At 72.6% G+C, this 24,765-nt stretch carries 20 protein-coding genes and 2 pseudogenes; 16 read left to right on the plus strand and 6 right to left on the minus strand.

Going from position 1 to position 24,765, the window contains the following annotated elements; all coding sequences use genetic code 11:
* The first annotated feature begins 9 nt into the window (after positions 1–9).
* The 3 genes from ELQ39_RS01630 (at position 10) to ELQ39_RS01640 (ending at position 3,614) form a co-directional block, all read left to right on the plus strand.
* A complete protein-coding gene (locus ELQ39_RS01630; RefSeq protein ID WP_242590722.1) occupies positions 10–948 on the plus strand; it encodes an AraC family transcriptional regulator in 939 nt (312 codons plus the stop codon).
* Positions 949–1,111: 163 nt separating this feature from the next.
* Positions 1,112–2,560, plus strand: a complete 1,449-nt coding sequence (locus ELQ39_RS01635; protein ID WP_242590723.1) for a Gfo/Idh/MocA family protein — start codon at positions 1,112–1,114, stop codon at positions 2,558–2,560.
* Positions 2,561–2,651: 91 nt separating this feature from the next.
* The gene (locus ELQ39_RS01640) at positions 2,652–3,614 is read left to right on the plus strand and encodes an NEW3 domain-containing protein (protein ID WP_242595519.1); all 963 of its coding nucleotides are present in this window, start codon (positions 2,652–2,654) and stop codon (positions 3,612–3,614) included.
* A 12-nt stretch (positions 3,615–3,626) separates the two neighbouring features.
* Here ELQ39_RS01640 and ELQ39_RS01645 read toward each other — a convergent pair whose 3' ends face one another.
* A complete protein-coding gene (locus ELQ39_RS01645; RefSeq protein WP_225643478.1) occupies positions 3,627–4,439 on the minus strand; it encodes a DeoR/GlpR family DNA-binding transcription regulator in 813 nt (270 codons plus the stop codon).
* 342 nt (positions 4,440–4,781) lie between these two features.
* On the opposite strand from ELQ39_RS01645, the pseudogene ELQ39_RS01650 reads away from it, so the two are divergent.
* From ELQ39_RS01650 to ELQ39_RS01670, 5 genes and pseudogenes are all read left to right on the plus strand, one after another.
* Positions 4,782–5,252: pseudogene (locus tag ELQ39_RS01650) on the plus strand (carbohydrate ABC transporter permease); the annotation flags it as partial.
* A gap of 53 nt (positions 5,253–5,305) precedes the next feature.
* Positions 5,306–6,256 carry an SIS domain-containing protein gene (locus tag ELQ39_RS01655; protein ID WP_242590724.1) on the plus strand — a complete coding sequence of 317 codons (951 nt, stop codon included), beginning with the start codon at positions 5,306–5,308 and terminating at the stop codon, positions 6,254–6,256.
* A 36-nt stretch (positions 6,257–6,292) separates the two neighbouring features.
* On the plus strand, positions 6,293–7,228 hold the full coding sequence (locus ELQ39_RS01660; protein WP_242590725.1) for a 1-phosphofructokinase family hexose kinase: 936 nt from the start codon (positions 6,293–6,295) through the stop codon (positions 7,226–7,228).
* Positions 7,209–8,054 carry a class II fructose-bisphosphate aldolase gene (locus ELQ39_RS01665; RefSeq protein ID WP_242590726.1) on the plus strand — a complete coding sequence of 282 codons (846 nt, stop codon included), beginning with the start codon at positions 7,209–7,211 and terminating at the stop codon, positions 8,052–8,054. Before ELQ39_RS01660 ends, ELQ39_RS01665 begins: the two co-directional genes overlap by 20 nt.
* A 227-nt stretch (positions 8,055–8,281) precedes the next feature.
* Complete coding sequence (locus ELQ39_RS01670; protein ID WP_225643486.1) at positions 8,282–9,514, plus strand: MFS transporter; 1,233 nt, start codon at positions 8,282–8,284, stop codon at positions 9,512–9,514.
* Positions 9,515–10,372: 858 nt separating this feature from the next.
* Here ELQ39_RS01670 and ELQ39_RS01675 read toward each other — a convergent pair.
* Positions 10,373–12,490 (minus strand): MMPL family transporter, encoded by a 2,118-nt coding sequence (locus ELQ39_RS01675; RefSeq protein ID WP_242590727.1) that lies wholly within the window; start codon positions 12,488–12,490, stop codon positions 10,373–10,375.
* Positions 12,491–12,565: 75 nt separating this feature from the next.
* On the opposite strand from ELQ39_RS01675, the gene ELQ39_RS01680 reads away from it, so the two are divergent.
* The gene (locus tag ELQ39_RS01680; RefSeq protein ID WP_242590728.1) at positions 12,566–13,063 is read left to right on the plus strand and encodes a MarR family winged helix-turn-helix transcriptional regulator; all 498 of its coding nucleotides are present in this window, start codon (positions 12,566–12,568) and stop codon (positions 13,061–13,063) included.
* A 104-nt stretch (positions 13,064–13,167) separates the two neighbouring features.
* Positions 13,168–13,619, plus strand: a pseudogene (locus tag ELQ39_RS01685) (ATP-binding cassette domain-containing protein); the annotation flags it as partial.
* Positions 13,620–13,637: 18 nt separating this feature from the next.
* On the opposite strand, the gene ELQ39_RS01690 reads toward ELQ39_RS01685, so the two are convergent.
* Both ELQ39_RS01690 and ELQ39_RS01695 read right to left on the minus strand, forming a co-directional pair.
* Positions 13,638–14,444, minus strand: coding sequence for an SGNH/GDSL hydrolase family protein (locus ELQ39_RS01690; protein WP_190002207.1), 807 nt, complete (start codon positions 14,442–14,444; stop codon positions 13,638–13,640).
* A complete protein-coding gene (locus tag ELQ39_RS01695) occupies positions 14,431–15,000 on the minus strand; it encodes a PadR family transcriptional regulator (RefSeq protein ID WP_242590729.1) in 570 nt (189 codons plus the stop codon). Before ELQ39_RS01695 ends, ELQ39_RS01690 begins: the two co-directional genes overlap by 14 nt.
* Before the next feature lie 95 nt (positions 15,001–15,095).
* On the opposite strand from ELQ39_RS01695, the gene ELQ39_RS01700 reads away from it, so the two are divergent.
* Together ELQ39_RS01700 and ELQ39_RS01705 are read left to right on the plus strand one after the other, a co-directional pair.
* Positions 15,096–15,533 carry a nuclear transport factor 2 family protein gene (locus tag ELQ39_RS01700; protein ID WP_242590730.1) on the plus strand — a complete coding sequence of 146 codons (438 nt, stop codon included), beginning with the start codon at positions 15,096–15,098 and terminating at the stop codon, positions 15,531–15,533.
* A gap of 154 nt (positions 15,534–15,687) precedes the next feature.
* The gene (locus ELQ39_RS01705) at positions 15,688–16,398 is read left to right on the plus strand and encodes a helix-turn-helix domain-containing protein (RefSeq protein ID WP_225627725.1); all 711 of its coding nucleotides are present in this window, start codon (positions 15,688–15,690) and stop codon (positions 16,396–16,398) included.
* On the opposite strand, the gene ELQ39_RS01710 is transcribed toward ELQ39_RS01705, so the two are convergent.
* Together ELQ39_RS01710 and ELQ39_RS01715 are read right to left on the minus strand one after the other, a co-directional pair.
* Complete coding sequence (locus ELQ39_RS01710; protein ID WP_242590731.1) at positions 16,380–16,958, minus strand: dihydrofolate reductase family protein; 579 nt, start codon at positions 16,956–16,958, stop codon at positions 16,380–16,382. The two genes, ELQ39_RS01705 and ELQ39_RS01710, sit on opposite strands and share 19 nt — an antisense overlap.
* A 119-nt stretch (positions 16,959–17,077) precedes the next feature.
* Positions 17,078–18,625 carry a fused MFS/spermidine synthase gene (locus tag ELQ39_RS01715; RefSeq protein WP_443334324.1) on the minus strand — a complete coding sequence of 516 codons (1,548 nt, stop codon included), beginning with the start codon at positions 18,623–18,625 and terminating at the stop codon, positions 17,078–17,080.
* Between the two features lie 283 nt (positions 18,626–18,908).
* Between ELQ39_RS01715 and ELQ39_RS01720 the strand changes: the two genes are divergently transcribed.
* The 4 genes from ELQ39_RS01720 to ELQ39_RS01735 all read left to right on the plus strand — a co-directional run bounded on the left by ELQ39_RS01720 (position 18,909) and on the right by ELQ39_RS01735 (position 24,722).
* Positions 18,909–19,604 (plus strand): 2-phosphosulfolactate phosphatase, encoded by a 696-nt coding sequence (locus ELQ39_RS01720; protein WP_242590733.1) that lies wholly within the window; start codon positions 18,909–18,911, stop codon positions 19,602–19,604.
* A gap of 121 nt (positions 19,605–19,725) precedes the next feature.
* The gene (locus tag ELQ39_RS01725; RefSeq protein WP_242590734.1) at positions 19,726–23,016 is read left to right on the plus strand and encodes a GH92 family glycosyl hydrolase; all 3,291 of its coding nucleotides are present in this window, start codon (positions 19,726–19,728) and stop codon (positions 23,014–23,016) included.
* A gap of 152 nt (positions 23,017–23,168) precedes the next feature.
* Complete coding sequence (locus tag ELQ39_RS01730; protein ID WP_242590735.1) at positions 23,169–23,975, plus strand: DUF427 domain-containing protein; 807 nt, start codon at positions 23,169–23,171, stop codon at positions 23,973–23,975.
* Between the two features lie 198 nt (positions 23,976–24,173).
* The gene (locus ELQ39_RS01735; RefSeq protein ID WP_242590736.1) at positions 24,174–24,722 is read left to right on the plus strand and encodes a DUF1062 domain-containing protein; all 549 of its coding nucleotides are present in this window, start codon (positions 24,174–24,176) and stop codon (positions 24,720–24,722) included.
* Positions 24,723–24,765: the final 43 nt, after the last annotated feature.

Here is a 24,765-nt window from a genome sequence, read left to right on the forward strand (position 1 = left end):
GGAGGTCGCATGGATCCGTTGGAGGACGTGCTGGCTCTGCTGGACACGCGCGGTCATCTGTCCACGGGCCTGGCGGCGGGCGGACGCTGGGCTCTGCGGTTCGAAGCGCCGCAGGGGGTGAAGTTCAACGCGGTCCGGCGCGGCTCCTGTCTGCTGGAGGTCGACGGGGTGGACGGGCCGATCCCGCTGGCGGAGGGCGACTGCTATCTTCTCGCCCGCCCGCTCCCGTTCGTCCTGCGCAGCGATCCCGCGACCACCCCGGTGGCCGCCGGACCCGTGTTCGCGCGGGCCGAGGGCGGCGTCGCGCGGGCGGGCCGGGGCGACGACGTGTTCCTCGTCGGCGGGCGGTTCTCCTTCGGCGCCCGCGCCCAGGAACTGCTGCTCGACCGGCTGCCGCCGGTCGTCCACGTCCCGGCCGGCAGCCCGCACGCGGGGACGGTGCGCTGGGCGCTCGACGCGATCGACAGGGAGCTGACAGGCGGGGAGCCGGCCGCGGGTCTGGTCGCCGAGCACCTCGCGGTCGTCATGCTGGTCCATGTGCTGCGGCTTCACCTCGCGCGCGACCCGCGCGCCGCCCAGGGGTGGCTGGGCGGGCTGTCCGACCCGGCGGTCGCCGCCGCGCTGACCGCTCTGCACCGCGAACCGGCGCGCCCCTGGACCGTCGCGGAGCTGGCGCGGGAGGCCGCGGTGTCCCGGTCCACGCTGGTCGCCCGCTTCAAGGCGGCCGTCGGGCAAGGGCCGTTGGAGTACCTCACCCGCTGGCGTGTCGAGCTGGCGGCGCGGCAGCTTCGCGAGGGGAACGCGACGCTCTCCGTCGTCGCCCGGTCGGTGGGGTACGGGTCCGAGAGCGCCCTCAGTGTCGCCTTCAAGCGCGTCATGGGCGTGGCTCCCGGCGACTACCGACGGCGTTCGGCTCGGCAGACCCGGACGGAGGCGTCACCTTCCTGAGCCGGACCGAGCGCCCAGGACCGGACCGGTCCGCGACGGGGCGTTTGCTCGTTCCTGCTCGAAGTGGCGACTCTTCGAGCATCTATTGACATGTCTACGTCGCTCCCGCCAGAGTCGGTGCCGCCAGTGATGCCCGGTCGTCGGATCGAAGGAGCGTTCACTCATGCCCGAACTCCCCGCTGTCTCACGCCGATTGCTCCTGGGAGGTGCGCTGGCCACCGGTGCGGCGGCCGCCGGTGTCGGTGCGGCGCAGGCCGCTCCGGCCGCCGGGGCCGGCGGTGGCGACGCGCCGCTGCCGGTGCACACTCCCCCGCGCCGACGCGGTCAGCGCTCGATGATCGACGTGCCGTTCGACGTCCATGGGACCGTCCGCGTCGGCATGATCGGTCTCGGCAACCGCGGGTCCGGGATGGCTGAGGGCTGGGCGGCCGTCCCGGGGTGCCGGGTGACCGCCGTCTGCGACATCCGTGCCGGCCGCGCGACCTCCGTGGCTAACCGGCTCGTCGCCCTGGGCAAGCCGCGTCCCGCCGAGTACGGCGGCTCCGCGGACGCCTACGCGCAGATGCTCGAGCGGGACGACATCGACCTCGTGTACATCGCGACGCCCTGGGAGTTCCACCACCGGCAGGGCAAGGCCGCCCTGGAGGCCGGCAAGCACGCGATCGTCGAACTGCCCATCGCCACCGAGCTGGACGAGCTGTGGGACCTCGTCGACACCTCCGAGCGCACCCGCCGGCATCTGATGCTGTCGGAGAACTGCTCCTACGGCCGCAACGAGCTGGCCATGCTGAAGATGGCGCACGACGGACTGTTCGGCGACGTCACCAACGGCCACGGCGGCTACCTGCACGATCTGCGGGAGCTGCTGTTCTCCGACACGTACTACACGGACTCCTGGCGGCGGCTGTGGCACACCCGCAGCACCGCGTCGTTCTACCCGATGCACGGGCTGGCGCCGATCGCGGCCGCGATGGACATCAACCGCGGCGACCGGATGACCGTGCTGCGGGCGACGGCCACCGAACCGAAGGGGCTCGCCGACTACCGGGAGCGTTTCATCGACCGGTCCCATCCCTCGTGGAAGGAGACCTACGTCAACGGCGACCTCGTCACCTGTCTGATCGACACCGCCATGGGACGGGTCATCCGGGCGGAACACGACGTGAGTTCGCCCCGGCCGTACAGCAGGATCAACAGTCTGGCGGGCAGCCGCGGCATCTTCGAGGACTACGCGGGCACGTCGGCGACCGGCGGCCGGATCTACGTCGAACCGGACCACAGCGGGCACTCCTGGCGCGACTTCGACTCCTACCGCAAGGAGTTCGACCACTGGCTGTGGAAGAAGATCGGCGACGACGCGGAGAACAACGGCGGTCACGGCGGCATGGACTACATCCTGCAGTGGCGCACCGTGCAGGCGATGCGGGCGGGTCTGGTGCCGGACATCGACGTGTACGACTCCGCCGCCTGGTGTGCGCCGGTGCCGCTGAGCGTCAAGTCCCTCGCGGCGGGCGGGCGTCCGGTGGCGTACCCGGACTTCACCCGCGGTTCCTGGGTCAATCTCCGCATGGGCCTGGACTCGCGTGAGTCGGACATGCCTCCCGTCGCGTGAGCGGCGTTCCGGACCATCGACCGAAGGAGCACGACGTATGAGCGTTTCCCGATGGCTCAGACCTCTCGGACCGTTGCGAGCGGTGAGAGCCGTGGCCGTGGCGGCCTCGCTGGCGCTCGTCGCCGCGCCCGCCGCCTCTGCCGCCGAACCTCCGGCGGACCCGGCGGCCGCGCGGACGGAGGTGACCGTCCCGCCCGTCGACCTGGACGGGCCGGCGATCTCGACCGTGACCGTGCGTGTGAAGAACGCCGGGCCGCAGCGGATGCGCTCGCTGAAGGTGACGTTCGCCGGGCCTGTCGGCTGGGCGGTCCAGCCGTCCGTGACGGCCGTGTCCGGTTCGCTCGGCGTGGGCGACTCCGCCCGGGCCGAGTTCCGGATCAGGGTGCCGGAGAAGCGGCCCGGGTTCGCGCTGCGGACGTTCACCGCCACGGCGACGTACAGCGGTGGTGACGGGGCCGGTGCGGCGACCGGGACCCGTACCGAGGTCGTCGGCAGTCCGCTGCCCGATCTCGCCGCCGCGTACGACAGCGTCGGCGTCACCGACGAGAGCGACACGGCGCCCGGCGACTACGACGGGGACGGCAACAGCTTCTCCGCGCAGAAGCTGGCCGCCGTCGGACTGACGCCGGGAGCCACGGTCCGCGCCCTGGGCGCCGAACTCGCCTGGCCCGACGCGGAGCCGGGCACCCCGGGCAACGTCTCGTCCGCAGGTCAGGCGATCACCCTGAGCGGTCAGGGCAGCAGGCTGGTGTTCCTCGGGTCGGGCGTGGGCAGCGCGGCCACCGGCACGGCCACCGTGCACTACACCGACGGCACCAGCAGCCGCGGCCAGTTCGGCTTCCCCAACTGGTCGTTCGACCCGGCCGATCTGCACGGCGCCACGCTGGTGGCGTCCGCCGACGGCCGCAACCGGCCGGACGGGTACGGCAACGCGGGGATCGCCTACCGGATCTTCGCCCACTCGGTGCCGCTGGACGCGTCGAAGCAGGTGGCGTTCGTGGTGCTGCCGTCCAACGGGAACGTCCATGTCTTCGCGATGGCCGTCGCCCCGTAGGACACGCGGCCGTCAGACGGCGTGGACCTTGATGCCCGCGTCGGTGAGGCGGGCGGCCGTGTCGGCGGGCAGACCGGAGTCGGTCACCAGCACGTCGACGCGGTCCAGGCCGCAGATCCGGGCGAAGGCGCGCCGGCCCATCTTGGAGGAGTCGGTGACCACGATGACACGGCGCGCCCGTTCGGCGAACAGGCGGCTGACGCTGGCCTCGTCCTCCTGGTGGGTCATCAGTCCCAGCCGCGGGTCCACGCCGTCGACCCCGAGGACCGCCACGTCGAGGACGACCTCGTTGAGGACGCCCACGGTGAGCGGTCCGACGAGCTCGTACGTCTGGGGGCGGGCGACGCCTCCGGTGACCACGATCTTCACCTGGGGGCGTACCGCGAGCTCGCCGGCGATGTTGAGGGCGTTGGTGACGACCGTGAAGGCGGGCGCCGACGTGTCGGCCGGATCGCGGCGCCCCCGTCCCTCGCGGCTGCCGCCCGCCCTGAGGGCGAGGGCACGGGCCACCTCGGTGGTGGTGGTACCGCCGTTGAGACCCACCACGTCGCCGTCGGCGATCATGCCGGCGACGGCGGTGGCGATGCGCTGTTTCTCGGGGGCGTGCCGGGAGGACTTGTAGCGCAGGGGCAGTTCGTAGGAGACGCCGTGCGCGACGGCGCCGCCGCGGGTGCGGACGAGCATCTGCTGCTCGGCGAGCTCGTCGAGGTCGCGTCGGATGGTGGCCGGGGAGACGTCGAGTGCCGCGGCCGCGTCGTCGACCTCGATCCTGCCCTCGCCGGCCAGCAGTTCCAGCAGCTTGCTCCAGCGATCGTGCTTGGACATGTGTCGGACTCCCTCGGCCTCGGTACTGCGCTCCGGACACGGTAAGGGACGCGCCGGACTGCGGTGCCTCGGAGAAGCACCGTGCGTGATTCTGCTCGGTTTAATGTCACTCTGCGCATATTGATGCGCCCGAGGCGCCCGTTTCTGGCAACGGTCCGATAACGACATATGGACCTGACCAGCGGTTCGCCTGAATACTTCACGGCACCAAAGATGCTCTTTACTGCTCGTAGGGCTGACAGATTGAGCATGTTCACGCAACGCTTATGGAGGCAAGGCGGTAGACGGCAGTGAAGAAGAGAGCGCACCCTGCGGCCCCGCACGGCGGTCGTGGCCGCCGTCGCCTGGCTGGTGGGCCTCTACCGCGAGTTCTACCGACTGGGCATGCTCAACTCGGTGTGGACCCTGGTGCTGTGCAACGCCGCGTTCAACCTGGCGTTCGCCATCTGGATCCTCACCGCCTATTTCTCCGCCATTCCGGTGCAGTTGGAGGGGGCAGCGGTGATCGACGGGCTCGGCCGGGGCGGCGCGCTGCTCCGGGTGACGCTGCCGCTGGCCATGCCCGGTGTCGTCACCGCGGTCATCTTCACCTTCATCGCCGCGTGGAACGAGTTCGTCATGGGACTGACCCTGTCCACCGTCCCGGAGAGCCAGCCCCTGACGGTCGGCATCAACGGCTTCATCGGCAACTACACCGTGCAGTGGAACTACCTGTTCGCCGCGTCGGTGATCGCGATCGTGCCCGTCGTGGTGCTCTTCGCCTTCATCGAACGCCATGTGGTGTCCGGACTGACCGCCGGCTCGGTGAAGTGACCGGCCGGCCGCGCCGTATCCCCCCTTCCCCGTTCCTGAAGGAGCACATCACCTTGTCCGACATCGGTTCCTCCCTCACCTCGGCCGAGATCGCCTCCCAGCCCGCCGTGTGGCGCCAGGCCGCCGCGTCCCTGCCACGTCAGGCGGGGGCCCTGCCGAGGCGGGGCGAGCGCGTCGCCGTCGTCGGCTGCGGCACCTCCTGGTTCATGGCCCAGTCGTACGCCGTGCTGCGCGAGACCGGCGGCCACGGTGTGACCGACGCCTTCGCCGCCTCGGAGTTCCCCGTCGGCCGGCACTACGACCGGGTGCTCGCCATCACCCGGTCGGGCACCACCACCGAGGTGCTCGACCTGCTGCGCCGGCTCAAGGGAAGCGTGGCGACGGGCGCCGTCACCGCCGACCCGGACACCCCGGTCATGCAGGCCGCCGACGCCGTCGCCGTCCTGGACTTCGCGGACGAGGAGTCGGTCGTGCAGACCCGCTTCGCCACCGCCAACCTGGCACTCCTGCGCGCCCACCTGGAGGCGGAGGACGCCCTGCCCGCCGGAGTCCCGCCACTGGACGCGGCCGTCAAGGACGCCGAACGAGCGGTGCACGAGCCCCTCGACGCGGCCGTGCTGGGCGCGGAACAGTTCACGTTCCTCGGCACGGGCTGGACGTGCGGGCTGGCGCTGGAGGCGGCGCTGAAGATGCGGGAGGCGGCGGGTGCCTGGACGGAGGCGTACCCGGCGATGGAGTACCGTCACGGCCCCATCAGCATCACCGGTCCCGGTCGTGTGACGTGGGCGTTCGGCCGGCTCCCCGAGGGCCTGGCCGGTGACGTGGACCGGGTCGGCGGCACCCTGGTCGCGGACTCCGCCGGCACGGCCGGCGGCCTGGATCCGCTCGCCGACCTGATCCGCGCCCAACGGCTCGCCGTGGCCTGCGCGGAGGCGCGCGGCTACGACCCGGACCGGCCGCGCAACCTCACGCGGTCCGTCGTCCTCCAGGACGGTCATGTCTGAGGTCGGCTCCGGTTCCCGGGCGGAGGGGCGGCGGCCGTGATCCTCACCGTCACACTCAACGCCGCCCTCGACGTCACGTACGGCGTCGACAGCCTGCGCCCGCGCACCTCGCACCGGGTCGGGGCCGTCCACCGGCGGGCCGGGGGCAAGGGCGTCAACGTGGCCCGGGTGCTGGCCGGGCGCGGGCGGGCCGTCACCGTGACCGGGCTCGTCGGCGGTCCCACGGGCGCGCTGGTGCGCGAGGACCTGCGCGCCGTACCGGGGCTGCGGGACGAACTCGTCCCGGTCGCCGGTGAGTCGCGGCGGACCGTGACCGTCGTGTCCGGGGACGACGGCGACGCCACCGTGTTCAACGAGCAGGGTCCGCACGTGAGTTCCGCGGAGTGGCGGGCGTTCACCGGCCGCTTCACCGCGTTGGTCCACGAGGCGTCGGTGGTCGCGCTCTGCGGGAGTCTGCCGCCGGGGCTGCCGTCCGACGCGTACGCCCAACTCGTCGGCAGCGCCTTGGAGACGGGGGTGCCGACGGTGCTGGACACCAGCGGCGCCCCGCTGCTCGACGCGCTGGACGCCGGGCCCGACGTCGTCAAGCCCAACGCGGCCGAACTCGCGGCGGCCACCGGGTGCGAGGACGCCGGGGCGGGCGCGGAGCGGCTGCGTGCCCTCGGCGCCCGGTCCGTGGTGGTGTCCTCGGGCCCCGGCGGTCTCCTCGCCGTCACCCCCGACGGCAGCCGGCGGGCCGTACCGCCCGAGCGGCTGGCCGGCAATCCCACCGGGGCGGGTGACGCCTGTGTCGCCGCCCTAGCGGCGGGGCTCGCGGACGGCGCGGACTGGGGCGCCGTCCTGCGCGAGGCCGTCGCCCTCTCTGCCGCCGCCGTCGCCTGCCCCGTGGCCGGTGACGTCGACGCCGCCACCTACGAACGCTTCCGGACCACCGTGACCGTGGAGGACCTCCATGCCCCTCAGCCCCACTGACGAGATCGTCGGCCCCGCCGCCCGCGCCGGCGTCGGCGTGGGGGCGTTCAACGTGGTGCAGCTCGAGCACGCCGAGGCGATCGTCGCCGGCGCGGAGACCGCGGGCCGTCCGGTGATCCTGCAGATCAGCGAGAACACCGTCCGCTACCACGGCGGTCTCGAGCCGATCGGTCTCGCGGCCCTCGCCGTGGCGCGCGCCGCGCTCGTCCCCGTCGCCGTGCACCTCGACCACGCGGAGTCCGTGGACCTCGTGCACGAGGCCGTACGGCTCGGCTTCTCGTCCGTGATGTTCGACGCCTCCACGCTCCCCTACAAGGACAACCTGCGCGGGACCCGGGAGGTCTCCGCGTACTGCCACGCCCGGGACGTGTGGGTGGAGGCGGAGCTGGGCGAGGTGGGCGGGAAGGACGGGGCGCACGCTCCCGGGGTGCGGACCGATCCTGCCGAGGCGCGGGACTTCGTCGCCGCCACCGGGGTCGACGCGCTGGCCGTGGCGGTGGGCAGTTCGCACGCCATGACCACCCGGGACGCCGTGCTGGACCTCGCCCTTGTCGCGGCGCTGCGTGACGCGGTCGACGTGCCGCTGGTGCTGCACGGCTCGTCGGGTGTGGCGGACGCGGAGCTGGCGCGCGCGGTGGCGGCCGGAATGACGAAGGTGAACGTGTCCACGTACCTGAACCAGCAGTTCACGCGGGCCGCGCGGACGTACCTGGGGGCACACCCGTCGGCGGTGGATCCGCGCGAGTACCTCGGTCCGGCGCGGGACGCCGTCGCGGACGCGGTGGCGCATCTCCTCGGGGTGCTGCACGGGGGGCGCGCGCTGTAGAGGGGGGACAGGAGCCAGCGGGCCGGGATTGTGGCCGCCCGGTTTCCTCACCCGTGGGGGGATCTGGCAGGCTGGGGCACGCGGCAACCACGCCCGGACGACGAGGACCGGCGCCGGACCGCCCCCACCGACCCAGGCACACCGCCGTCGCCGGACACCGTCCGGTGCCGCGGTGCGGAGCGGTGGGCGCCCTCACCCGGCTCCTACTCGGAAGGTCTTCCTTCGCCATGCCCCTGGCTTTGTTCGCCCTGGCCGTCGTCGCGTTCGGTATCGGCACGACCGAGTTCGTCTCCATGGGGCTGCTCCCCCAGATCGCCGACGGGCTGGCGGTGTCCGTGCCGGCCGCGGGCAACGTCGTCTCCGCCTACGCGCTGGGCGTGGTGATCGGCGCTCCGCTGCTCACGGCGATCGGCGCTCGGGTGCCGCACAAGCGGCTGCTGCTGATGCTGACGGGCGTGTTCGTCGTCGGGAACGTGGCCTCCGCGCTCGCCCCGAACTTCGAGCTGCTGTTCGCGGCGCGCGTCCTGGCGGGGCTTCCGCACGGTGCGCTGTTCGGGGTCGGCGCGGTGGTCGCCTCCAAGCTGGTCGCACCGGACCGGGCGGCCCGCGCGGTGTCGATGATGTTCCTCGGTCTGACGGTCGCCAACATCGTCGGCGTCCCGGCCGGGACCGCGCTCGGGCAGCAGCTGGGCTGGCGGTTCGCCTACGCGGCGGTGGCGGTCATCGGCGTCCTCGCCCTGGCGGCGCTCGTGCGGCTCGTCCCGCACCAGCCGCGCGGCGAGCAGGCCGGCGTGATGCACGAGCTGCGCGCGATGAAGAACAAGCAGGTGCTGCTGGGTCTGGTCACGGCGGTCGTCGGGTTCGGCGGCTTCTTCGCGATGTACAGCTACCTGGTGCCGATGCTGACCCACCTGACGGGGATCTCGGACTCGTCCACGACCCTGGTGCTGGCGCTGTTCGGCGTCGGCATGACGCTCGGTACGCTCGTCGCGGGCCCGCTGACCGACCGGGCGCTGAGGCCGACCTTGTACGGCGGTTTCGCGCTGCTCGCGGCGGCGCTGGTGACGCTGCACTTCGTCATCGGGCACCTGGTGCCCGCGCTGATCGTCATCACGATCACGGGCGGTCTCAGCTCGCTGATCACCACACCGGTGCAGATGCTGCTGATGGCCAAGGCGCACGAGGCCCCGACGATGGCGGCCGCGTCCAACCACTCCGCGTTCAACCTGGCCAACGCGGGCGGCGCGTGGCTGGGCGGCCTGGTCATCGCGGCCGGCTGGGGCTGGTCGTCGCCCACGCTGGTCGGCGCCGCCCTGGCGGTCGTCGGCCTCGCCCTCGCGGCGGCGGGCGGGTTCCTCGACCGGGACCGCCGCGCGTCGAAGGTCGTCCTGTCGTCGGCGGGCCCCGGCGCGGAACAGGACAGGCCGACGGTGGCCTGCGCCCAGGACCCGAGCGCCTGAGCCGCCCGCCGACGCACCCCGTTCGTTCCGCCCCCGGAAGCCACTGGCTGCCGGGGGCGGGCCGCTTCTCAGCGGCCGACCGGCAACACGGAGGTGCGTCCCGGGCGGGTCACAGGTCCGGCAGCGACCAGTCCGGGCAGCGGTCCCACCCCTGCTCCTGACGCGCCCAGCCGGTGACCGCGGCGATCACGGTCTCCACCTGCTCGGTCCTCGTCGCGAAGTGCCGGTCGGCTGCGCCGTGATCATCCGCGTGCGCAGACTCCGGCACACGGGTCCGGCAACCGACGTCGTCGGCGCAAGCTCTGGACTTGCTCAAGCAGCGCTTCGGGTGTCCCCGCCGCTGGGCATCGTACGAGCAGCCGGTGAGCGGCACCGGCGGAAGGGGGGACCGCCGTGATGGTGGCGCTTCTGCTCGTTTTCGGTTTCGTCGTCACGATCGCTTCCGCGGTCGTCTGGTCGGTGGTCCGAAGGCTCTCACGCTCCGGGCCTGTGGGCGCGCCCGGCCGACCGCCCGGCCTTTCGCGAGGGGTCGGCGGTGGCCCGGGGGCGGGGGCGGCCGGCGTCCATGGTTCCGCTTCGGCGCCCGGGGTGGGCGGTGACCCCGCCTACCCGGGCTGGTGGGCCGCCGACTCGGGCGGAGGCTCCGCCGACGGGTGCTCCGGGGGGAGCACGGTCTCCTGCGGCAGCGGTTCCTCCTGCGGCAGCGGTTCCTCCTGTGGGAGTTCGTCGTCCTGTGGAGGCGGTTCGTCGTCGTCCTGCGGCAGCTCCGGCTGAGCCCCAGGACGCGGAGAGCCCGCGCACGACCTGATTGCGGGCGGACAGCCGTCCGGCTGTCCGCCCGCAATCAACCCGGTCGCGTCACGTGCGTTCAGGTGCCGGCGCGTCCTCGTTCCTCTCCGGCGTGGGGCGGGAGAGGGAGCCCGGCCACCAGGCCTTGGGGCCGATGTCGATCACCAGGGCCGGGACCAGCAGGGACCGCACGACCAGGGTGTCGAGGAGGACGCCGAAGGCGACGATGAAGGCGATCTGGACCAGGAAGGCCAGAGGGATCACCATCAGCGCGGCGAACGTCGCGGCGAGGACCACGCCGGCCGAGGTGATGACGCCGCCGGTGGTGGTGAGGCCGCGCAGGACACCCTGGCGCGTGCCGTGGGTCAGCGCCTCCTCGCGGACGCGGGACATCAGGAAGATGTTGTAGTCGACGCCCAGGGCCACCAGGAACACGAAGCCGTACAGCGGGACCGACGCGTCCGTGCCGCTGAAGCCGAAGAGGTGCTCGAAGACCAGCGCGGACACGCCGAGCGTGGCGAGGAAGTTGAGTGCCACGGTCGCGACCAGCAGCACGGGCACGAGCACGGAGCGCAGCAGCAGGACGAGGATCAGCAGGATGACGACGAGGACGATCGGCACGATGAGCGTGCGGTCGTCGGATGCGGTCTGCTGGGTGTCGACCTGCTGGGCGGTGTAGCCGCCGACGAGGGCGTCGGCGCCGGAGACGTCGTGCAGATTGTCGCGGAGCCGCTCGACGGCCTGCTTCGCGGCGTCGCTGTCGGCCGCGGCCTCCAGCGTGGCGTCGACGCGTACCCGCCCGTCGACCACCAGCGGCTCCCCGCCGCCGGGCCGTCCGGAGGCGGAGACGGGCGCGGCGGAGGCGACTCCCTCGGTCCTGTTCGCCGCCGCAGTGACCTCGTCGAGCCGGTCGGCGTTCGCGAGGATGACGGCCGGGTTGCCGGACCCGCCGGGGAAGTGCTCGCCGAGCGTCTGCTGCGCGGCGACCGACGGCGCGTCGTTGACGAAGATCTCGTCGAGTGGGGTGCCCTTGGCGGACAGGGACGGTGAGAAGGCCGCGAAGACGGCGAGGATCAGCGCGGTCACCGCCCACACGCGGCGCGGCTTGCGGTCGACGGTGGCGGCGACGCGGCGCCACACGCTGTGCCCCTCGACGGTGGCGTCGGACGCCTTGGGCCTGGCGGGCCAGTAGGCGCTGCGGCCCAGCAGGGCGAGAGCGGCCGGCAGGAAGGTGAGCGCGGAGAGCACCGAGCACACGATGCCGATGGCGCCGACCGGGCCGAGGGCGCGGTTGTTGGTGAGGTCGCTGGCGAGCAGTGTCAGCAGTCCGAGGGCGACCGTGGCGGCGCTGGCGGTGATCGCGCCGAAGGACCGGCGTACGGCTGCGCGCGCGGCGGTGAACCGGTCGCCGCGCACGGCGAGTTCCTCGCGGAAGCGGGCGGCGAGGAGCAGGGCGTAGTCGGTGGCCGCGCCGATCACGAGGATGGACAGAATGCCCTGGACCTGGCCGTCGACGCGCACCACGTCGTGGTCGGCGAGGACGTAGACGACCGCGCAGGCCAGACCGAGCGCGAAGACGGAGCCGAGGATGATGACGAAGGGCAGCAGGACGCTGCGGTAGACCAGCAGCAGGATCAGCAGTACGGCGGCGAGAGCCACGCCGAGCAGCAGGCCGTCGATGCCGGAGAAGGCGTCCGAGAGGTCGACCTGGCTGGCCGCGGGGCCCGCCACCTCGGCCGTGGTGCCGTCGACGGTGCCCGCGGCCTCGCGCACCTCGTCGACCACGTCGGCCAGTCCGTCACCGAGGTCGGGCTCCACCTGCACCACCGACTGCAGGGCCTTGCCGTCCTCGGAGGGGAAGGCTGGCGAGGGCTCGCCCACGACGCCCGGCTTGCCGGCGAGCCCGGCGACCGCGCGGGTGGCGGCCTCGGTTTGGCCGCCGGTGATCCGCTCCCCGTCCGCGGTCCACACGACGATCGCAGGCAGCGTCTCCTGCTGGTCGAACGCCTTCCGCTGGTCGAGGACCTGCGTGGACTCGGCGCTCTGGGGCAGGAAGGAGGCCTGGTCGTTGGTGGCCACCTCGCCCAGCTTCCCCGCGTACGGACCGAGCATCCCGCCCACGCCGAGCCAGACGATCAACAGAGCGAGCGGGACGAGCCACCGGGTGTGGCGTGGTGCGGATGTCATGTGGGTTCCTATGGCACGAAGCGGTTATGTCAACGATCGATTATGTCAATCATCGAGTGATCTTATACTGGTCGCATGAGCGGCTCACAAACCCCCGCACCTCCCCCGCCGGGGGAGTGCCCGACAGGACTCCAGTCATTCGCGGTGCAACTGCGCCGGATGACCGGCGAGTTCAACCGCATCGTCCAGGAGTTCGCTCAGGCGCACGGTCTGCACCACACCGACATGCTCGCCCTGATAGCGATCCTCGACGGCGGCAGCCCCGACGCGCCCATGACGCCCGGCCGTCTGCGCAAGCAGCTGAACCTCACCTCCGGCGCGATGACAGCATGCCTGGACCGACTGGAGCGGGCGGGTCACATCCGGCGTGTCCGGGCGGCCGACGACCGCCGTGTGGTGCATCTGGAGTACGAGGAGCGGGCCAAGGGCCTGGCGCGGGAGTACTTCCAGCCGCTCGCCCGCAGCACCGACACGGCCCGTGAGCGGTTCACGGCCGAGGAACTGCGCGTGGTGATCCGCTTCCTCACCGAGCTGAACCACGAGCTCGCGCTGTTGCGCGGGCGTACCGACTGATCAACCCTCGCGGCGGACGGCCGGGTCGGGGCACACACCCGACCCGGCCGTTTCTGCTGTGCCGGCCTCACCGGCACCCCGGTTCGACGCGTCGTCAGCGCGACGTGGCCCGTACCGCGGTGCGTCTGCGCGGAACGGACGCGGAGGCGGCGCGGCGGGAGGCGCTGAGTGTTCTGGCCCGGCTGGGTCTGCCGGAGCATCTGGTCCTGCGTCGGCCCGGCGAGCTCTCCGGGGCGAGCTCCAGCGTGCGGCGCTCGCCCGCGCCCTGCCGGCTCGTCCTCGTGTGCTGCTGTGCGACGAGATCACCTCGGGCCTCGACGCGGTCACGCGCAGGGACATCCTGAGTACCCTGACGGAACTGGTGCGCGAGCGGGGTGACTTGGGCGTGGTCCTGATCACCCACGACCTCGCCACCGCTGCCCTCGCTCATCGTGTCGCCGTCCTGGACGCGGGTGAGGTCGTCGAGCAGGGGCCCGCGCGGGAGGTTCTGGACGATTCCCGGCATCCGTTCACCAGGTCGCCGGCCGGCACGGCGGAGCGCACCGCGCGTAGGTGAGGTCGTAGGTGCCGTCGCTCAGCCGTCCGTCACCGTGCGGCGGTCGTCCAGTACCGGGTGGAGCAGCGGTCGTTTGGCCGAGCGGCCGTCGCCGGACGAGCGGCCGCGCAGACGGCGGAGCAGCCACGGTCCCAGGAAGCCGGCAAGCCACCGGAGTTCGGTGCCGACGACGCGCAGGCCGGTGGGCAGGTTCTCGGGAGGGAGGGGGTGCGTCCACGTGTCGTCGCTGCCGGGCAGCCGGAGTGCGTGGGCGAGGGCGGCGGCGATGCGTTCGTGGCCGAGCGGGCCGGCGTGGAGCCGGTCGGGGCTCCACAGGCGGGGGTCGCCCGCGACAGGATGCAGGGCTGTCTCCGCGACGACGACTCCATGGCGGCGCGCGGTACGGCGTATCCCCTCGTTGAGCGCGGTGACGCGCGGGACCAGCGGGCGTGCGACGGGGCAGACGCGGGACAGGTCGGGGACGGTGATCGTGGCGACCAGGGCGCCCTGCTCGGTGAGCGCGCCGAACATGGCGTCCAGGTGGATGCAGACCTTGTCGGCGTCGAAGCCGGGTCGCAGCAGGTCGTTGACACCGGCGACGACGGTGGCGAGGTCGGGCCGCAGCGCCAGGGCGGGGGCGAGCTGCTCGGCGTGGACCTGGGCGGCGAGGCGGCCGCGTACGGCCAGGTTGGCGTACTGGAGGGCGGGCTCGTGCCGGGCCAGGTGCTCGGCGAGGCGGTCCGCGAAGCCGCGCAGGCCGGTGACGTCGTCGCCGTCGCCGACGCCCTCGGTCTGGCTGTCGCCGAGGGCGACGTAGCGGAGGTAGGTCGTCTCAGTTCCGGGCACGGGTGTGCCGCCTCTCTTCCAGTACGGCGACGGTCCGCAGGCACCAGTCGCGGTTCTCCTGCTCGAAGGCGACGCCGCGCAGGCAGGTCAGGTAGGGGCCGATGCGGTCACCGTGGCGGAGGAAGTCCTCCTCGTCGCGGTCGCCGCGCAGGCGCCGGAGCAGCGCCTCGAACAGCTCGATGCGTGCGCCGGCGATCTCCGCGCGTTCGGTGAGCTGGTCGATCAGGGTGGCGGTGTCGACGCTGTCGGCCGCCTGGACCTTCACCATGAGGTCGTCGCGGACGAAGGCGGGCTTGGCGGAGGCGGCGGTGAAGGCCTCCAGCTCGGCCAGGCCGGCGTCGGTGACGTGGAACAGCCGCTTGTTGGGGCGGCTCTCCTGCACCACTTCGCGGCCCACGACGAGTCCCTGCTGCTCCAGCCGGGTCAGCTCGGCGTAGAGCTGCTGCGGCTGGGCGTACCAGAAGTTGGCCACGCCGACGTCGAACGCCTTGGCCAGCTGGTAGCCGCTGAGCTCTCCGTCGAGCAGCGCGGCCAGTACGGCGTGCCGGAGTGCCATGCGGTTCCTTTCCGCCTGTCGGTGTGCCGTGGGTGCTCTGCCTCTGTCGCCCTGCGGGCACCCCATGATAGTCATCTTTCTGACTACTCACATCCATGACTGTTGAGGTGGTGGCGTCCGTGGACACCGTGAAGCGTTTCCGTGCAGCCGTCGACGCGCGCGATCTGTCGGCGCTGGACGATCTGTTCACCGACGACGTGCGGCTGTACAGCCCGGTGAAGTTCACGCCTTTCGAGGGCAGGGCGATGGTCATGGGGCTGTTCGGCGTGCTGCTGCGGACGTTCGAGGACTTCCGGTACGTCGGGGAGTACAGCGGGGCGGCGCAGACCAGTGCGGAGGGGGTGACGTCGCCGTCGGCCGTGCTGGTCTTCCGGGCGACCGTGGGCGGGAAGGAGATCCACGGAATCGATCTGCTGCACTTCGAGGAGGGCGGGCGGATCAAGGAGTTCACCGTGATGGTGCGGCCTCGCTCCGCGGTGGAGGCGTTGGGGGAGGCTGTGCTGAAGGGGCTGGTGGCGGAGGGGCTGGCCTGAGGGCGGCCACCGGGGTTCTCGGTCCGCTCGGCCGCCGGGCGCGGGTGCGTCGTGGCTGGTCGCGCCGTTCCCCGCGCCCCTGGGAGCGCCGGCCTCGGTGGCGTCACGAGACGGGCGCGCAGTTGCCTGGGCGCCAGGGGCGTATCCTGCGGGCGTGAGACTGCGGTTCGAGACACGCCCGTCCGACTCGCCGTGGGTCGACAGCGTGTGGACGTGCACCAGCGAGCGCGTCACCACCATGACGTCCGTCGCCGGGACACGGCTGGGCCTGGTCTTCTGGCAGCAGGACGGGGCGGCGTACGCGGCGGTCACGGGCCCCGAGACCCGCACCGGCACGGCGCCCGTGCCGGAGGGGGCCGTCTTCACCGGAATCGACCTCGCCGTGGGCACCTCCCTGCGGATGGTGTCCACGGCGGACCTGCTCGACGGCGGGGTCCCTCTCCCCGACACCTCGCGCCGGACGTTCCGGCTGGACGGCGCGCGCTGGGAGACGCCCGGGCCGGACGACGCCGAGGCCCTGGTCGAGCGGCTGGTGCGGGCCGGGGTGCTCGACCGGGAGCCGCTCGTCGCCGACGTGCTCCGCGGCCACCGCCCCGACCTCTCACAGCGGACCGTCGAACGGCGTTTCCGGGCCGCGACGGGACTCACGCGGGGTGCCGTACGGCAGATCGAGCGGGCGCGCACGGCGGCGCGTCTGCTGGCCGCCGGCGATCAGGCGGCCGACGTCGTCGCCAAGCTGGACTACTTCGACGAGCCGCACCTGGCCCGCGCCCTGCGCACGTACGTCGGACGCACCGCGCGTCAGCTGCGCGAGGGCGCCGGAGGGGCGATCGCGCTCGACGTCGATCAGCGCCGGACGTCGTAGACGAGCTTGACGATGCCGTTGGAGTAGGTCGCCGACTCCCGCAGGGCCAGCATCTGCTTGTCCCGGTCGGCGCGGCCGAACAGGCTCTTCCCGGCACCGAGCAGCACGGGGAACATCAGCAGGTTGTACTGGTCGACGAGGCCGGCGTCGGACAGCCGCCGGGCCAGTTCCGCACTGCCGTGGATGAAGACGGCGCCGCCTTCACCCTCCTTGAGCGCGGCGACCTCCTCGGTGGAGCGCAGGATCGTGGTCGGGCCCCATCCGTCGACCAGGGCGTCCTCGGGGAGCGTCGACGACACCACGTACTTCGGCAGGTCGCGGTAGGCGGCATGGTCCTCCGAGCCGGGCCAGACCGGCGCGAACGCCTCGTAACTGCGGCGGCCGAACATCAGCGCCGTCGTGTCGGCCAGTTCCTCCCCCTTCAGCGACCAGGCCTCCTCGACGAACTCCAGGTCCTTGAACACCCAGCCGCCGCTGCGGTGTTCCTCCCCCGGCCCGCCGCCGGGCGAGTCCACGACGCCGTCCAGGGACATGAACCCCGTGTACACCAGTTTCCGCATGATGCGCCTCTCCTCCGGCCCGACGCGGGCCTCCGGCCTGTTGCGTTCACGTTAGAGGGAGACGGGCACGGCCGTCTTGGACAGAAACGACAGGGCTCCTCACGCCCGGCCTCTCCCGGTCAGCGGTCATGCTGCGTGGCGTAGGGCTGGAGGAGCTGGTCGACGGGGGCGTAGTCGTCGGTGAGGACAGGGGCGTCGGCTGTCCACGTGGTGAGGGGTTTCCCCGTGACCGTCCTCCATCCTGTGCTGCGGGCGTCCAGTGCCTTCTGGATCGCGGTCAGGTCGGTGGGGCTGTCCGAGGCGACGGCCACGAGGTTGCCGCCCGCGGGGGCGTCGGTGCGGGCCAGGCCGATGTCGACCGGTTCGCCCAGGAGGGCGACGTACGCGAACACCTCGCGGAGCGTGGCCAGTTCCGCCTTCGCGAAGGCGTGCTCCCCGTGGTCGATGAGGTTGACGACGTAGAGGCCGCCGGGGGCGAGGACGCGCCGCACCTCCGCGAGCGCCTGCACCGTGGTGAGGTGCCAGGGCACGCTGACTCCGCCGAAGGCGTCGCCCACGACCAGGTCGAGCGCGTCGGTGGCCGGCCGCCTCAGTCCCAGCCTGCCGTCCTCGGTGCGGACCTCGATGCCGGACTGCGGCCGCAGTCCCAGCCGTTCACGGTCGATGCGTACGACGCCGTCGTCGATCTCGGACACCACGCTCCGCGTGCCCGGGCGGGTGGCCGCGAGGTAGCGGGGCAGGGTGAGACCTCCGCCGCCCAGATGGTGGGCCGTGAGCGGCCTGCCGGCAGGGAAGGCGGCGTCGATCACCGACGCGACGGCCTTGACGTAGGTGAACTCCAGGTGGGTCGGGTCGTCGGCGTCGACGTAGGAGTGTCGTACGCCGTCCAGCACGAGCGTGCGACCACCCTCGCGGGCGGGGTCGGCGACGACCTCGGCGCAGTGGTACCGGGTCTCGACGTCGCAGCCGCCCGGCGCCACCGAGGCGGCCAGGCCTCCCGCCGCCAGGACGAGCGCCAGGGCCGGCGCGGCGCCGCTCCGTCCGCGCAGGCGCCCGCCGACCAGGAGCGACGCGACCACCAGCAGTGCGCCGAGTCCGACCAGGATGCCGCTCACGGGCAGCCGTGACAGCAGCACGAAGCCGGTCAGGACCGTGCCGACGATCGACCCCGCCGTGCCGACGCCTGACAGCCGGCCGACGACCGTGCCGGTCTCGGCGAGGCTGGTGAGCCGCACCTTGGTCACCAGGGGCGTCACCGCGGACAGCAGCGCGCCCGGCACCAGGATCGTCAGCGCGGCGACCAGGATCAGCAACGGCCGCGCCCACTCCGCGACGCCGCGCAGTACGGCCGGTGTGAGGGCCACGACCGCGCCCGAGACGCCGAGCGCGGGGGCGAGGAGCCGCAGCGGGTCGACCTGGTCGGCGATGCGCCCGCCCAGCCACGAACCGAGCGCGATCGCCGTGAGGGCGATGCCGATCACCAGGGTGCTCGTCTCGAGGGTGAGGCCCAGGTACGGGGCCAGCAGGCGCAGGGCGACGATCTCGACGACCAGCACCGCGGCCGAGGCCCCGAACACCAGCACGGCGGCGGTACGGGGCCCCGGACCGGAGCGGCTGCGCGTGCTCTCGGCGACGGGCGAGGAAGACAATCCGGTCACAGGCGACATCCTTGCATGCGGGCGGCCGTCGGCATGCCGCCTCGCGCACGACCGGAGCGCAGGCCGTCGGCCGGTCGGCCCGCGTCCGCACGAACCCGGTAACTCATCGCGGGACAGGCGAAGTCGCGGGCGGCCGGCGTGCAACTGACTCCTCGACCGCGCCTGTTGAAGACACCGTGATGGAGCGTGCAACGACAGTGTGAGAGCGGAATCGGTCACGCCGCCCCGGCTCCGTACCGGACGGCGGGAAAGTCGCGTGCGCCGGTCTCCGCCGTGGCCCCATCATGACCGGATGAAGGCACGCTTCCTCGGCATCGCCGAGTTGACGGACGTTCCGGACGTGGCCGTGGTCGTGGATGTCATGCGGGCGTACACGGTGGCCGCCTGGGCGTTCGCCCGGGGCGCCGAACGGGTGGTGCTCGCCCGGTCCTTGGAGGACGCACTGGCGCTGAAGGCAGGGCATCCCGACTGGGTGACCCTCAAGGACGGCTCGCCCGCGCCCGGCTTCGACCTGGTCAACTCCCCCGCCCTGCTGCGGGACACGGACCTGTACGGGCGCACCGTCGTGCAGAAGACGACGGCGGGGACCGTCGGCGCCCTGGCGGTGAAGGACGCCCCGCTCGTGCTGTGCGCGAGCTTCGTGGTGGCCGAGGCGACGGCCGGGCTGCTGCGGGCGCGCGCACCCCGCGAGGTGACCTACGTCGTCACCGGGGAGGGCGGTCGCGCCGAGGAGGACCTGGCCTGCGCCGAGTACATCGCCGGGCTGGCCGGCGGGGACGCGGTGGACACCGGCCCGTATCTGCGGCGGGCCGCCGCATCTCGCTCCGCCGCCGAGCTGACGCAGGGTGTGCGTGAGGGCTCCACCCCCGAGGACGTCGCGCTCTGCCTGGAGTTGGACCGGTTCCCCTTCGCGATGGCCGCCGCCGTGGAGGGCGACTCACTCATGGTGCTCCGGCAGGTCACGCGGACGGACTCGCGCTCGGCCTGACATCCCGCCACGGTCACCGGACGACGGTCTCCGTCACGGGTATTGACAACGATGTCAGCAGCGTGATCTAGTCCGCTTCCGTCCAGCCCGGTGCGACAGGTGAGCAACAGGAGCCGCTTCCATGGATTCACCCCTCCGCAGATGGCGCCACAGAGCGTCGACCGTCCTCGCCGCGCTGGTCGTCACCGGGGCCGGTCTCGCGCCGGCGCCGGCCCTCGCCCAGCCGTCGTCCCCCGCACCCGGTGACCGGCTGACCTCCCTGGTCAACCCGTTCATCGGCACGCAGAACTTCGGCAACACCTTCCCCGGCGCCAGCGCCCCCTTCGGAATGGTGCAGGTCAGCCCGGACACCGGCGGGCAGGGCGGGTACGACTACCAGCAGGACAAGATCCACGGGTTCAGCCAGACCCACCTCTCCGGTGTCGGCTGCTCCGTCATGGGCGAGCTGCCGCTGATGCCGACCACCGGCGCGGTCGACACCGTGGACCCCGACGCGTACCGGTCGACGTACTCGCACGACGACGAGAAGGCGGAGCCCGGCTACTACCGCGTCGGGTTGAAGACGTACGGCATCGACGCCGAGCTGACGGCCACCCCGCGCACCGGGTGGCAGCGCTACACCTTCCCCTCCACCGGCCGCGCCAACGTGCTGTTCAACACCGGCAAGGCCAATCAGCGGGTGTACAGCTCGGAGGTTCGCGTCGTCGGCGACCGGACGGTCGAGGGCCGGGTCGAGGCGGGCAACTTCTGCGCGGGCAAGGACCGGCACACGGTCTACTTCACCGCCACGTTCGACCGTCCGTTCGCCTCGCACGGCACCTGGCGGGGCTCCACCCCCCGTCCGGGCGAGCGGGACGCGGCCGGAGAGGGCGGCAACGGCGCCTGGGTGACGTTCGACGCCGAGGAGGACCGTGACGTCGTCGTCAAGGTCGGGCTGTCCTACACGGGTCTCGAAGGCGCCCGGAAGAACCTGGAGGCGGAGACGGCGGACTCGTACGACTTCGACGCCACGCGGGAGGCGTTGCAGGCGGCCTGGGAGCGGCAGCTGGCCACGGTGAAGGTCGACGGCGGGCCGGCCGAGCGGCGGCGCGCGTTCTACACCGCGCTGTACCACGCGCAGTTGCACCCGAACCTCGCCGGGGACGTCGACGGACGGTACGCGGGCTTCGACGGGAAGGTGCACACGGCGGACGGGTTCACGCCGTACCAGAACCTGTCGTTGTGGGACACGCACCGGCCGCAGAACCAGCTGCTGCAGCTGCTGGAGCCGAAGGTGGCGAGGGACGTGGCGCTGTCGGTCGTGGCGACCGGGCGGGACGGCGGCTGGCTGCCGCGCTGGTCGCTCGCCAACAGCGAGACCAACATCATGACGGGCGACCCGGTGACCCCGTTCCTGGTGGAGGCGTGGTCCAAGGGGCTGCTCGCCGGTCATGAGCAGGAGGCGTACGCGCTGCTGCGGAAGAACGCCCTGTCGACGCCGCCGGACGACTCGCCGTACAACGGCCGTGCGGGCATCGCGCAGTACCTGGAGCGCGGGTATGTGCCCAGCGGGCTGAAGCTGGGCGAGGACTGCCCGGACAAGGGCGGCGACAACGACTGCGTGCACCCGGCGTCGGCGACCCTGGAGTACGCGGCGGCGGACGCGTCGCTGGCGCTGATGGCGAAGGGGCTGGGCCGCACGGCCGACGCGCGGATGTTCGCGGCGCGCGGCCAGTGGTACAGGAACCTGTGGGACTCCTCCATCCAGCAGTTCCGGCCGCGCACCACCGAAGGCACCTGGGTGACGCCGTACGACCCGGTCGAGGCGGGTCACCAGTTCCACGAGGGCGGCGCCTACCAGTACCAGTGGCTGGTCCCGCAGGACCCGGCCGGTCTGGTGTCGCTGATGGGCGGCCGGAAGAGGACGGAGCAGCGGCTCGACGCCTTCTTCGCCTACGACGAGCTGCTGAAGGACCCGGCGGGGACGGCCCGCGAGGACTGGATCTCCGCGCCGTACGACTACTACGGCAAGCCGACCTACAACCCGAACAACGAGCCCGACCTGCACGCGCCGTACATGTACCTGTGGGCGGGCGCGCCGGCGAAGACGGCGACCGTGACCCGTGCGGCGATGACGCTGTTCACGGACGGGCCGGACGGGATGACCGGCAACGACGACCTGGGCACCATGTCGGCCTGGTACGTCTTCTCGTCACTGGGTCTGTACCCGGTGACGAACGGCGGTGACTTCCTCGCCGTGTCCTCCCCGCAGTTCCCCTCGGCTCAGATCCGCATCGGCGCCTACGGGAAGCTGCAGGGCGGCACCCTGACCGTGAAGGCGCCCGGGGCGAGCGACACCCGGCGGTACGTGAAGCGGGCGCAGTTCGGCGGGAAGGACCTGCGCGCCACCTGGCTGGACTGGGACGCGGTCGCCAAGGGCGGACGGCTCTCCTTCGAGATGAGCGACAAGCCGTCGGCGTGGGGTACCGGCAAGGGCGCCGAGCCGCCGTCGGTGAACCGGGCGGCGGCCGACTCCCGCCGTCATCTGGACGCGTCGCTGCGCACGTCGGCCGATGTGGTGCCCGCCTCGGACGAGGCTCAGGAGGTGCGGCTGCGGATGGACGTGCTGGGCCAGGCGCCGGGCGCGCTGCGGGTGAACGTCGCCGCCGAGGCGCCCCGCGGGTGGACGGTGAAGGCGTCCGGCCCGTTCACGCTGGCGTCGCACCGGCTGCCGGTGCAGCGGACCGCGACGGTGGACATCCGCGTGCCGGCCGGGACCGCACCAGGCACGTACACCGTGCGGATCACGGCGAGCGCCGTCGGCGTGAGGACGGTGGAGCGGGTCGCCACCGTCGAGGTGCGCGAGGCCGCTCGCTGCGCCGGGGACGGCGGTGAGCTGTGCGCCGTCGACCTCGGCGAGGAGCTGAACCATGACGGGACCGCGACCGTCACGGCGTCCGACGAGGGCGACTTCGACGGCGGCGGGTGGAGCTACGACGGCGACCTGCTGCCGGAGGCGGGACCGGTGGTGTGGGACGGCGTGACCTACCAGGCGCCCGACCCGTCCGGCACGGCCGCGAACTTCGTCGAGGCGCGCGGGCAGGCCATGCTGCTGCCGCACGGTTCGTACGGCACGCTGCGGCTGGTCGGCGCGTCCCACCACGGGCCGGTGACGACGGACCTCACCGTCCGCTACACCGACGGCACCACCGCCGAACTCCCGGTCACCGTCGGCGACTGGGCGGGCTCCACGCCCGCGGGCGGCTCCGTGGCGCTGGAGATGCCGCACCGGATCAAGCGGGGACAGGGCGTGGACGGACCGCCGGTGCGTCTGTTCGCCGCGTCCGTGGCCCTCGACGCGTCGAAGACGGTGCGCTCGCTCGGGCTGCGGAACGACCCCCGGGTGCAGATCTACGCCCTCACGCTCGGGTAACCCCCACCCGAGGCCGGGCGTCCGTGTCCCGTGACACGGACGCCCGGCTTGTCACGTCCCGCCCGGTGTGGGCGGTAGCGTGCGGCACGAACCGAGGCGTCGTGACCTGCGGGCCCCGAGCCGCGCGGGCCAGTGAATCGAGGTGGCCGCCGATGGGCGTGGAGAGCGTCCTGCATCCGGGTCCGCTCGTCCCCGTGGGGCACGTCGAGCCCGTGCCGCGCCGTGTGCGCGGGTTCGTGGACGGGCACGTCGTGTTCGACACCCGCCGCGCCCTGTACGTGTGGGAGTGGCCCGGCTATCCGCAGTACTGCGTGCCGCGGGACGACCTGGTCGAGGCGTCGCTGATCGACGACGACCGGACGGAGCACCTCGGGGCCGGCCCCGCGCGGCGCCATTCGCTGCGGGTGCGGGACGCGGTGCGGGAGGGCGCGGCCTGGGTGTGGCAGGACGGCGCCCCGGAGGCCGTGCGGGGCACGGTCCGCTTCCGCTGGAGCGCGCTCGACGCGTGGCTGGAGGAGGACGAGCCGGTGTTCGTCCATCCGCGCAGCCCGTACACCCGCGTGGACGCGCTGCGGTCCTCCAGCCGGGTGCGGGTGGAGATCGACGGGGTGGTCCTCGCGGACGCGCCGCACTGCGTGAAGCTGTTCGAGACGGGCCTGCCGACCCGCTACTACCTCGACCGCGCCCACATCAACTGGCCGCTGCTGCGCCGCACGGACCATGTCACCCAGTGCCCGTACAAGGGGACGGCGAGCGGTTACTGGTCCTTCGACGGCGGGACCGGCCCGCACGAGGACATCCTCTGGGCGTACGACTTCCCGACCGTCCAGGTCTCCCGCATCGCGGGCCTGGCGGCGTTCTACAACGAGTACGTGGACCTGTACGTGGACGGCACGCTCCTCCCCCGCCCGACGGGCACACCGGGGGTTCCGGAGCGGCCGGGCGGCAGGCGGGACTGACGTCCCCCGGTCCCGGTCCGGAAAACCGGTGGAGCGACGGCCGCGCCCGCCGCTACAGTGCGCGGCGTTCCCGTCGTCCAGGCAAGGACCTGCCGTTGTACACCGCGTGAGATCTCCCGAGCGCTGATCTGTCGCGCGTCGCGCTCCGCCGCGACGTGCTGATTCCTGCTGCGGTCTCACTGAGAACGGTGTACTCCTTTGCTCACCACCTGGGTTGTCATGCCCACCTGCCTTCCTGCGGTCCGGCGTCGCTGCCACGTCTGCGGGGCCGGCCGCTTCCGGGCGAGCGGCAAGTTCCGCGTCAACGCCCACCACAAGCTCCTCGACATATGGCTCCTCGCGCTCTGCACGGCGTGCGGGGAGACGGCGAAGTTCTCGGTGCGGGAACGGGTCCCTGTGCGGTCACTGCGGCCCGGATTCCTGGACCGGCTGCACGACAACGACCTCGGTCTGACGGCCGAGCTGCTCCAGGACCCGGCCGTGCTGCGCCACAACCGCATCGCCCTCGACTGGGACGGCGCCTGGCGTCTCGACACGGGCGGCACGGAGCACCTCGGCCAGGAGGTGGCCGACGTGTCCGTGCGCTTCGCCGCACGGATACCGGTCCGGCCGGTGCGGCTCGTCGCCGACGGGTTCGGACTGTCACGGGGCGAGGTGGAGCGGCTGGCGGCCGAGGGGAAGCTGGTGTCGGCGGTGCGGCTGGACAGCCGCCTCTCCGGCGACTTCACCTTCGCGCTCAAGCGCTGAACGAGGGCGGCGGGGCCGTCCGGTGCCGAGTGCGCCGGGCGGG

Source organism: Streptomyces sp. GB4-14 (genome assembly GCF_022696125.1).
GTDB classification, from domain to species: Bacteria; Actinomycetota; Actinomycetes; order Streptomycetales; family Streptomycetaceae; genus Streptomyces; species Streptomyces werraensis.

What these genes read in the sequence shown, in the direction of transcription:
- ELQ39_RS01630 (WP_242590722.1), top strand. Translation starts at nt 10, where the DNA reads ATGGATCCGTTGGAGGACGTGCTGGCTCTGCTGGACACGCGCGGTCAT.
- ELQ39_RS01635 (WP_242590723.1), top strand. Translation starts at nt 1,112, where the DNA reads ATGCCCGAACTCCCCGCTGTCTCACGCCGATTGCTCCTGGGAGGTGCG.
- ELQ39_RS01645 (WP_225643478.1), bottom strand. Translation starts at nt 4,439, where the DNA reads ATGTCCAAGCACGATCGCTGGAGCAAGCTGCTGGAACTGCTGGCCGGC.
- ELQ39_RS01665 (WP_242590726.1), top strand. Translation starts at nt 7,209, where the DNA reads ATGCCCCTCAGCCCCACTGACGAGATCGTCGGCCCCGCCGCCCGCGCC.
- ELQ39_RS01670 (WP_225643486.1), top strand. Translation starts at nt 8,282, where the DNA reads ATGCCCCTGGCTTTGTTCGCCCTGGCCGTCGTCGCGTTCGGTATCGGC.
- ELQ39_RS01675 (WP_242590727.1), bottom strand. Translation starts at nt 12,490, where the DNA reads ATGACATCCGCACCACGCCACACCCGGTGGCTCGTCCCGCTCGCTCTG.
- ELQ39_RS01680 (WP_242590728.1), top strand. Translation starts at nt 12,566, where the DNA reads ATGAGCGGCTCACAAACCCCCGCACCTCCCCCGCCGGGGGAGTGCCCG.
- ELQ39_RS01695 (WP_242590729.1), bottom strand. Translation starts at nt 15,000, where the DNA reads ATGGCACTCCGGCACGCCGTACTGGCCGCGCTGCTCGACGGAGAGCTC.
- ELQ39_RS01700 (WP_242590730.1), top strand. Translation starts at nt 15,096, where the DNA reads ATGACTGTTGAGGTGGTGGCGTCCGTGGACACCGTGAAGCGTTTCCGT.
- ELQ39_RS01710 (WP_242590731.1), bottom strand. Translation starts at nt 16,958, where the DNA reads ATGCGGAAACTGGTGTACACGGGGTTCATGTCCCTGGACGGCGTCGTG.
- ELQ39_RS01715 (WP_443334324.1), bottom strand. Translation starts at nt 18,625, where the DNA reads ATGTCGCCTGTGACCGGATTGTCTTCCTCGCCCGTCGCCGAGAGCACG.
- ELQ39_RS01720 (WP_242590733.1), top strand. Translation starts at nt 18,909, where the DNA reads ATGAAGGCACGCTTCCTCGGCATCGCCGAGTTGACGGACGTTCCGGAC.
- ELQ39_RS01725 (WP_242590734.1), top strand. Translation starts at nt 19,726, where the DNA reads ATGGATTCACCCCTCCGCAGATGGCGCCACAGAGCGTCGACCGTCCTC.
- ELQ39_RS01730 (WP_242590735.1), top strand. Translation starts at nt 23,169, where the DNA reads ATGGGCGTGGAGAGCGTCCTGCATCCGGGTCCGCTCGTCCCCGTGGGG.